The organism is Dehalococcoidia bacterium, from assembly GCA_021295915.1.
Classification (GTDB): domain Bacteria; phylum Chloroflexota; class Dehalococcoidia; order Lucifugimonadales; family UBA1123; genus VXRN01.
This window is the reverse complement of record JAGWBK010000077.1, coordinates 1,768-8,688: the sequence shown is the minus strand read 5'-3', so window position 1 is coordinate 8,688 and position 6,921 is coordinate 1,768. Positions and strand designations below refer to the sequence as shown.

The 6,921-nt window shown below is 61.9% G+C and carries 9 protein-coding genes; 6 read left to right on the top strand and 3 right to left on the bottom strand.

Annotation, left to right across the window (positions count from 1 at the left end; translation table 11 throughout):
- Positions 1–127: 127 nt before the first annotated feature.
- Positions 128–529, bottom strand: a complete 402-nt coding sequence (locus J4G14_14915; protein MCE2459080.1) for a hypothetical protein — start codon at positions 527–529, stop codon at positions 128–130.
- A 247-nt stretch (positions 530–776) separates the two neighbouring features.
- Entirely contained in the window at positions 777–1,691 is a 915-nt protein-coding gene (locus tag J4G14_14910; protein ID MCE2459079.1) for a hypothetical protein, read from the bottom strand.
- 202 nt (positions 1,692–1,893) lie between these two features.
- On the opposite strand from J4G14_14910, the gene J4G14_14905 reads away from it, so the two are divergent.
- The 6 genes from J4G14_14905 to J4G14_14880 all read left to right on the top strand — a co-directional run bounded on the left by J4G14_14905 (position 1,894) and on the right by J4G14_14880 (position 6,576).
- Positions 1,894–2,262, top strand: a complete 369-nt coding sequence (locus J4G14_14905) for an amidohydrolase family protein (protein MCE2459078.1) — start codon at positions 1,894–1,896, stop codon at positions 2,260–2,262.
- A gap of 163 nt (positions 2,263–2,425) precedes the next feature.
- Positions 2,426–3,205 (top strand): aminoglycoside phosphotransferase family protein, encoded by a 780-nt coding sequence (locus tag J4G14_14900; protein MCE2459077.1) that lies wholly within the window; start codon positions 2,426–2,428, stop codon positions 3,203–3,205.
- A gap of 288 nt (positions 3,206–3,493) precedes the next feature.
- A complete protein-coding gene (locus J4G14_14895) occupies positions 3,494–3,739 on the top strand; it encodes a toxin-antitoxin system HicB family antitoxin (protein MCE2459076.1) in 246 nt (81 codons plus the stop codon).
- Complete coding sequence (locus J4G14_14890; GenBank protein ID MCE2459075.1) at positions 3,724–4,125, top strand: type II toxin-antitoxin system VapC family toxin; 402 nt, start codon at positions 3,724–3,726, stop codon at positions 4,123–4,125. The genes J4G14_14895 and J4G14_14890 overlap by 16 nt, the downstream gene beginning before the upstream one ends.
- Before the next feature lie 85 nt (positions 4,126–4,210).
- Positions 4,211–5,563, top strand: coding sequence for an aminotransferase class V-fold PLP-dependent enzyme (locus J4G14_14885; protein ID MCE2459074.1), 1,353 nt, complete (start codon positions 4,211–4,213; stop codon positions 5,561–5,563).
- Positions 5,560–6,576 carry a C-terminal binding protein gene (locus J4G14_14880; protein MCE2459073.1) on the top strand — a complete coding sequence of 339 codons (1,017 nt, stop codon included), beginning with the start codon at positions 5,560–5,562 and terminating at the stop codon, positions 6,574–6,576. The genes J4G14_14885 and J4G14_14880 overlap by 4 nt, the downstream gene beginning before the upstream one ends.
- A gap of 151 nt (positions 6,577–6,727) precedes the next feature.
- Here J4G14_14880 and J4G14_14875 read toward each other — a convergent pair.
- A partial coding sequence (locus J4G14_14875) for a hypothetical protein (GenBank protein MCE2459072.1) occupies positions 6,728–6,921 on the bottom strand: 194 nt, incomplete at its 5' end.

The following is a 6,921-nucleotide window of genomic DNA, read 5'->3' as shown; positions in this document are numbered from 1 at the left end:
TTGACGAACGCGAGCATTGTGGACTGTGGATTGCGTCGACCTCTCATGGGGTGTTCTCCTGGGCAGTTGGACTGGTGAGAGCATTGTATCCCGCCAACCCAAAGAACGAGGCCTCAGCAAGCCTTTTTCAGCAGCCTGATAGGCCGATGACATATGGCAATTTCCATGGCAAGTCGGAGTCTGCTCCGTAGCCGTGGAGGGAGACGATGAGCGGAGTCCGGCCGTCGACGAAGTCCGTTGGAAGCACGAGGACTGTGCGGTCTCCTCGTCCGGCGCCTCCGGCGTCCTCGGCGAGCCTGGCGGTCCTCTCAAGGGTGGTGCCGTCTGGGAGTGACTTCCACTCGTCTTTGTCTTCGGACCACTGCTTTTTGGTGGACTGGGTTTTGGCCTCTGTGGCGGACACCTGCTGGCTGCTGGGAGGTTCTTCGGTGGTGCTGGAACATGCGAGTAGGGTGGCGGTCAGCAGGGTGGTGGTTGCCAGTGCGCCGAGATGTCGGAGGCTTGATGTCAGGGTGTGCTTGTCCGGCATATTGTCTCCATGATGGATCCCGCAGTTGACCGTTCGCAATCCCATTTAGTACCAACTCATGGCGCGTATAGCTTTGTGGCCTGCACAACGATGACCGAATGCCCGGCTTTCACCCTCACCCTAACCCTCTCCCTGAGGGAGAGGGGATCTTCGTACAACCTAGGGAAGGGTGTGCCTGCCAGTCCAGATTTGGTAGTCTCACCGCTCTGGGTTCCGGCCTTCGCCGGAATGACGGGTGTGGGACGTTCTACATCGCAATCCTTGACGGTGTGCGGGCTCGGACATACCATCGGGCTGTAAGCCACACTTGGGAGGAGTCATCATGTTGGATACGATCGTTACTGGTGGACGGGTTGTGACTCCGCAGGGGGTGGCGGAGGTGGATGTTGCCATCTCGGATGGGAAGATCGCTGGGCTGGCGCATCCGGGGGTGCTGGCGACTGAGGGGGCGCAGGTGGTCGATGCGTCGGGGCTGATCGTGCTGCCGGGCGGGATCGAGCCGCACACGCACATCGGCATTCCTGTGCCTGAGCAGTGGGCCGGTCGGCCTGAGGTGTTCACGCAGCCTCCTGAGGCGGCAACAAGAGCCGCGGCGTTCGGGGGCGTTACCACGCTTCTCGACTTTGCGGGGACTCTGCCTGTCACTCCTGACGACCCCGTGTCTCCAGACCCGATCATGCGGCAGATGGAAGCGCGGCGTCAGGCGTTCGACGGTCACAGCTATATCGACTTTGCGTACCACTACATCCTCGCTGGCGCGGTGAGTCCTCGTACAATCGGGGAGATCGGAGAGGCTATCCAGGCCGGTCAGGCCAGCTTCAAGATCTTCACGACGTTCGGAGGGCGCGTGCCCTACGGTCACCTTCAGGCCATCTTCGAGGAGGTCTCGAAGGGCGGCGGCATCATGGCGGTTCACGCTGAGGACGACGACATGGTGCACTACATGGAGGAGAAGCTGAAGCGGGAGGGGCGTGACCAGGGTCACAACCTGCACCTGGTGCACAGCAACATCTCCGAGGACGTGTCGTTCCGCAAGGTGATCAGGATGGCGGAGCACGCCGAGGTCGCGATCTACTTCGTCCACATCACCGCGAAGGAGGGCGTGGCAGCGGTTGGGGAGGCCAGGGACCGGGGTCAGCCGGTGTACGGTGAGGCGCTGCACAACTACCTGGAGTTCACCTGCGACGACTACAAGAAGCCGAACGGCACGGGGATTCACACGTACCCGGCGATCAAGTTCGCGTCGGACAGGGACGCGCTACAGCTCGGGCTGATGGACGGCCGGCACGACGTACAAGGACGTCAAGTTCTGGGGTCAGACGATCGAGTCGGTGTGCGGAGGTCACAACGGCATCGAGACTCGGATGCCTGTGGCGTTTACGAAGTTCGTGTCGCAGGGAGGGATGTCGCTGAACAGGTTCGCCGACATCACCTCGACCAACGCGGCGAAGATCCTGGGGCTGTACCCGCGCAAGGGCGCCATCGCTCCGGGCAGCGACGCCGACCTAGTGTTCATAGACCCGAACATTCACAAGACGCTGACGCTAGACGACCTGCACGCGGACTCCGACTACAGCATCTGGGAGGGGTTCGAGTGCGAGGGGTACCCGGTGAAGACGATGCTCAGGGGCAAGGTGATCGTGGAGGACGGGAAGCTGGTCGGCAGCTCGTCGGATGGCGAGTGGCTGCCTCGGAAGGTGTCGCCTGAGACGCTGGCGAGGCCGGTGGTGTGAGGAGTTAGGGCCTGTTCAGGGTTCGTCCTCTTGCGAGGTTTTCACCCTCACCCCAGCCCTCTCCCGTCAAGGGAGAGGGGGAAATTGATTGGAATTCATGGCTGACTGTCAGCCTCATACCCCCTGTCATATCTAAGGGGCTGCTGTAGTGCCGGCTGATCACATGAAACTTGCGTCCCGGGTTATAGACGCTGTTGTGCCGGGGCACAGGCTGGTGTCGGTGATCCCGAACTCGGTGCAGGTGCTGGATACGCTGTCGCCGGGGGGCAGCAGGCTGCGGCTTGTCGTCAAGCGGATGACTGACGAGCCAGACCCGGAACGCGCGACAGCCGACTTTCACGGGCTGCGTATCGCGCGGAAGGGCGGCATTCCCGCACCTGAGCCGGTGCTGCTCGACGCCACCGGGGAGCTGCTTGGGGTGCCGGGGATCGTCACGACTTACGTGGAAGGGACGCAGAACGCTAATCCGAGCGATCCGAAGGTGTGGGCGAAGGACATCGCTGAACTGCTGCTGAGGATCCACGACATCAGACTCGATGACGACGACCGTCGCAACATCTACGACGGCAACGAGCTCGCACTGTACTTCCTGTCGGGCGAGTACCCTGAGCGAATGGCGGGACACCCGCTGTCGGAGACGATCTACGGCACAATTCGGGAGCTGCGCGGCTCGCAGGTCGCTGACCGTCCGGTGTTTCTCCACATGGACTTCTGGCCCGGGAACATACTGTGGGCCGACGGTCGAGTGTCGGCCGTGGTGGACTGGGATGCGTCCGGGCGTCGGCTACTTCAGGATGGACGCGTACCTGCGCGGCATCAAGGAGGCGGCTCAGCCGTTCCTGGAGTACTACGAGGCGGCGTCGGGGCCTGTTCGGAATCTCGGCTACTGGGAGCTCGCCTGCGCCGCACGTCCACTGCCCGACCCGGCGGCGTGGATACCTGAGCCGGGCGACCTGGGCGACCTCGTGGTGCCAATCGAGAGGGCGCACACTGACTACTATGAGTTCGTGCATGATGCGGTCCGGCGGGCGTATGCGGGGCGGTGAGATTTCACTCTCAGCCCAACCCTCCTCCCCATATCAAGCATGGGGCAGGCTCTGAAGGAGAGAGGCTTCTGCGAACCTACTCCATCTGGCGTAGGGGCGGTTCGCGAACCGCCCCTACATACATCTAGCTAAGGGACTGGTCCCGTAGCCTTGAGTTCATGCGTAGATCATGCTATTATCATGATATGGCTAACCTACAGGTGAAGAACATTCCCGATGCACTCCACGAACGTCTGCGTCGTCACGCGCTGGAAAACGGCTGCACCATGAGTTCAGTGGTGCTGACTGCTTTAGAGCGTGAGCTGGCATGGGCGGACTGGCAGAAGCGTTTTGCCGAACACCCTAAGACAGACCTTGGCGTGGATGCGGCAACTCTTATTGCCGAAGCACGGGATCAACGTGAATTAGAGACAGAGTGGCTGGATACGTAGTCGACGCATCGGTTGCGGTCGAGTATCTCCTGAAGACCCCACTCGGCTTTACGCTGGCTGACACTCTCGAGAACGCCTCGCTTGTTGCCCCGGAGTTGATCGACGCTGAAGTGCTGTCTGCCTTGCGACGGAGTGTGCTGCGTGGTGCACTGGAGGAAGCGCGAGCAAAGCTCGTCGTAGAGAGTCTGGCCCATTGGCCAGTGCGACGCATTTCTCATCGGGATCTGGTCCCAGTCGCATGGCAGTACTACCATAACGTCAGCGCCTATGATGCCTTCTACGTAGCGGCCGCTCGCGCTTATGGTCTGCCCCTGCTGACTGCCGATGGGCGACTTGCCAGGGCGCCGAACCTCGGTATTGTGGTTCAAACCGTCCGCATGGGCTGAATCTCAAAGGTGGTCGGGCCTCCCCACAAGGGTTGGACTGGTGCGTATAATGTGACGCGACATCGTCTCCCTAAGGAGGACCCCAATGGCGCTTGATCTGAACCGTATTCGCTCTGACTTCCCGGCTCTGGGGGAGTCGATCTACATGAACACCGGCGGCACGGGGCCGCTGTCGCGGCAGATGGTCGACTCCATCACCGGTCAGTACAGGGCCGCGATGGAGGCTGGGCCGGACATCCCGTCGGTCAAGGGGCCGATCAACGAGGAGTTCGAGAGGGCGCGTGGGACGGTCGCCGAGCACTTCGGGGTCACGCCCGAGGAGATCGCGCTGCTGAGGTCGGTGTCTGAGGGGCTCAGCACAGTCGCCTACGGTATGGACTGGAATGCCGGGGACGAGGTGATCGTCACCGATGAGGAGCACCCCACAGGGATCATGGTGTGGCTCAACCTGGCGGCTGAGCGGGGCATCGTGATTAGAAAGATGGGCCTGCCCGAGGACCGGCAGGAGATGCTGGCAGGGCTGGACGTGCTCATCAACGAGCGCACGAAGCTGGTGTGCATCAGCCACGTAACGACCGACACCGGAACGCGGCTGCCTGCCAAGGAGATATGTGATCTCGCCCACGAGCGGGGCGTGCCTGTCGCGATGGACTCGGCGCAGTCGGCGGGGCAGTTCCCGATTGATCTGCGCGACATGGACGTCGACTTCTACGCCGGCACAGGCCACAAGTGGCTGCTCGGCGGATGGGGCACAGGCTACTTCTACGTGAAGCGAGACTGGGTCGAAAGGCTCAAGGTGTCGTGGACGGGGTCGCAGGCGGGGACGCTGGACCGCAGCACGATGGAAGAGCTGCAGTTCCTCGACACGGCGCACAGGTTCGAGTTCGGCGGTCGTCACACCGTGCTGTACGGCGCGATGGGTAAGGCGATCGAGTACCTCGATGGCGTGGGCATGGATTCCATCGAGGCGCGTTCGACCCAGCTTGCGGACAGGCTGAAGGCGGGCATCGCCGAGATACCGGGCGCGGTGCTGCGCAGTCCCGAGAGCCACGAGTTCTCGACGGGCATCGTGACGTTATCGGTGGACGGCCTGGACGGGGACGAAGTCAACTCGCAGATGCTCGAGAGGTGGAAGGTGCTGGGACGGCCCGCGCTTCAGCAGAGCGCGATGCGGCTGTGCTGCGCGTTCTTCACCGAGGACCGCGAGATCGACACAATACTGGAGGCTATAAGCACCCTGGCGAACGAGAGTCGCCGGGCAGGCCGAGAAGATTGTACTAATGCAATTTTCGAGGAGTTAGTGAAGAGGAGTGAGAGCCGCCCACTACCACCCGGTGGTAGGGCTTGGACGATCTTCTCCGGATTGAAACCAATGGCTAGCAAACTGGGTTCCGGCCGTCGCCGGAACGACGGGATTTTGACAAGGAGGAAACAGTGACACTGAAGATTTCGGTTATATCGGGTAGAGGCGAAGCAGACACGGAGCTGATCGAAGAGCAGATCCAGGGGCTGGACTACGAGCTGGAGAAGTACGAGTGCAGCAGCGATGGTGAGACCATCGAGGCGATGGCCGGCGCGGACATCGTCATCAACGCCGGTGTGCCGATCTCCCGCGAAGTGATCGAGGAGACCGAGGGCGTGCAGGCGATACTCGTCGGCAGCCACGGGTTCAATCACATCGACCACGAGGCCGCGACGGACCAGGGGATCATGGTCGTCAACTCGGCCGGCTTCTGTACCGAAGAGGTGTCGAACCACGCGATCCTGCTGCTGCTGGCGTGCGCAAAGAAGCTGGCGCAGCTCAACGACCTGGTTAAGGCCGGCAAGTGGGGCGCGGAGACGCGCGCAGCCATCATGCCGATGGTGCCGATCTACGACCAGACGCTGGGGCTCGTCGCCTTCGGAAACATCGCTCGGGCCACGGCCCGCAAGGCGCAGGCGTTCGGCATGGACGTCATCGCGTACGACCCATACTGCCCGCCCTGGATAGCGAGGGAGTACAGGGTCAGGCTCGTCGGCAGCCTCGAAGAGCTGGCAGCGGAGTCGGACTTCGTATCCGTCCACACGCCTCTGAACAACGAGACGCGTGGGCTGCTCGGCGAGAGCTTCTTCAGGGCAATGAAGCAGACTGCGTACATCGTCAACACCTGCCGCGGGCCGGTGATCGACGAGGCAGCGTTGATCGCAGCGCTTGAGAGCGGACAGATCGCGGGCGCGGGCCTCGACGTATTCGAGGAGGAGCCGACGTCGCCGGACAACCCGCTGCTGAAGATGGACAACGTCGTTGTCTCGCCGCACTCGGCAGGCACGTCGAACATGTCGCGGGTCAGGTCGGGAGTCCAGGTCGGGCAGGAGACCTCGCGTCTGCTGAACGGCTCGTTCCCGATGTCGATAGTCAACCCCGAGGTCAGGCACGCCATCGAGGGTAGGCCGGCTGCTACTAACGTGTAGCCTAGCGGGGTCTTAGCTTAGGCAAAAGCAGGGGCGTGCCATGTGGCGCGCCCCTATTTCATTCAACGGCATCCTGTTCTTCACCAGCTAGAGGGGAGTTCCATCCCTCCCGAGAAATACCCACATCACACACGATGGAGTTCGAGACTTCTTAGCCAGGGGTTATCGCCGACGAACAGGACGTACCACCAACCAGATCTTCGTTGGAGCAATCTATGTAAGGGCCGATGTACGCAACCAGGCGACTACGGTACTCCTCCACCTGGGCTTCGATGTCGTGACCATCGTACGCTTGCGCCTCGAGCTCGAATATCTTGCCTACGCCTTCTACCTCGTCAAGATTGA

What these genes read in the sequence shown, in the direction of transcription:
- J4G14_14900 (MCE2459077.1), top strand. Translation starts at nt 2,426, where the DNA reads ATGAAACTTGCGTCCCGGGTTATAGACGCTGTTGTGCCGGGGCACAGG.
- J4G14_14915 (MCE2459080.1), bottom strand. Translation starts at nt 529, where the DNA reads ATGCCGGACAAGCACACCCTGACATCAAGCCTCCGACATCTCGGCGCA.
- J4G14_14905 (MCE2459078.1), top strand. Translation starts at nt 1,894, where the DNA reads ATGCCTGTGGCGTTTACGAAGTTCGTGTCGCAGGGAGGGATGTCGCTG.
- J4G14_14895 (MCE2459076.1), top strand. Translation starts at nt 3,494, where the DNA reads ATGGCTAACCTACAGGTGAAGAACATTCCCGATGCACTCCACGAACGT.
- J4G14_14885 (MCE2459074.1), top strand. Translation starts at nt 4,211, where the DNA reads ATGGCGCTTGATCTGAACCGTATTCGCTCTGACTTCCCGGCTCTGGGG.